Origin of the sequence: Streptomyces sp. NPDC005574 (assembly GCF_040605435.1) — a bacterium.
GTDB lineage: Bacteria > Actinomycetota > Actinomycetes > Streptomycetales > Streptomycetaceae > Streptomyces.
Genome location: NZ_JBEXCW010000350.1, coordinates 1 through 1,110, shown reverse-complemented (window position 1 = coordinate 1,110; position 1,110 = coordinate 1). Strand labels below are relative to the sequence as shown.

The 1,110-nt window shown below is 68.1% G+C and carries 1 protein-coding gene; it reads left to right on the top strand.

From position 1 onward, the window contains the following. Positions 1-367: 367 nt before the first annotated feature. Positions 368-1,110, top strand: a 743-nt coding sequence (locus tag ABZT03_RS44665) for a transposase family protein (protein ID WP_356050091.1), incomplete at its 3' end; no start/stop codon positions are given.

The window sequence follows — 1,110 nt, the reverse complement described above, 5'->3', positions numbered from 1 at the left end:
GGCAGGCCCGCTCCAGGGTCTCCTGGACCAGATCCTGCGCCGCCTCACGGTCACCCGTGAGGACGAGGGCACCCCGGAACAACGCGGCCGACCTCACGGCGACGAAAGCCTCAAAGTCCAACTCCACGGCTCCTGCCTTCCTGTCACCCCTCCTCGACGCGAACACCGCCCCATCTGCTGCACGACCGTACTGAGACCCGGGTCACAGGCACCGCGGGCCTTGACTCTTGATCCTGGACACACCAGACAGTGAGCGTTTTCAGAGTGGCCACCGATGGAGTGATGGAGTCGGTGTGCGCAACGCACGAGGCACCCGTGCCGTTGAGGGAGGTGTTCGACGTCTCAACTCATCAGCGCAGGTGCCTCGTTGGTCTCCTATCCTGCCGCACTCGACCTGCCCCATGCGCTGGTCGAGTGGGTCACCATACTCATCGTCACCCGTGAGGGTGACCGCCGCTGCAAGCTCCCGCCGCATCAACGCGCGCTCGTCGCTCTGGTGTACCTGCGCAAGCACGACACTCTGGCCCAGCTCGCCGCCGGCTTCGACATCTCGGTCGGCACCGCACACGCCTACACCACGGCGGTGATCGACCTCCTGGCCGCCCGGGCGCCCGGCCTGCTCAAGGTCCTTCGCGAGCACGAACCGGAGTACGTACTGCTCGACGGGACGCTCGCCGAGTGCGACCGCGTGGGCGACGGCCGGGCCGACTACTCGCACAAGCACCGTCGCCACGGCGTGAACGTGCAGGTCGTGACAGACCCGACCGGACAGGTGCTGTGGATCTCGCCCGCTTTGCCGGGCCGGTGCCACGACCTGACCGCGGCCCGCACCCACCGGATCATCCGGATCATCCGGATCTGCGAACGCCAAGGCGTCCCCGTCCTCGCCGACCGCGCCTACCAGGGCGCCGGACCCTGGGTCATCACCGGGCGCAGACGACCGCCCGGCGGCCAGCTGGCCCCGACACAGCGCACGATCAACCGGGCACTGGCCGCATCCCGGGCACCAGTCGAGCGCGGCATGGCACTGCTGAAGTCCTGGCGAATCTTCCGAAGGTCCCGGATCAGCCCCAACCGCATGACGTCAGTCGCCAAAGCCGTCCTCACCCT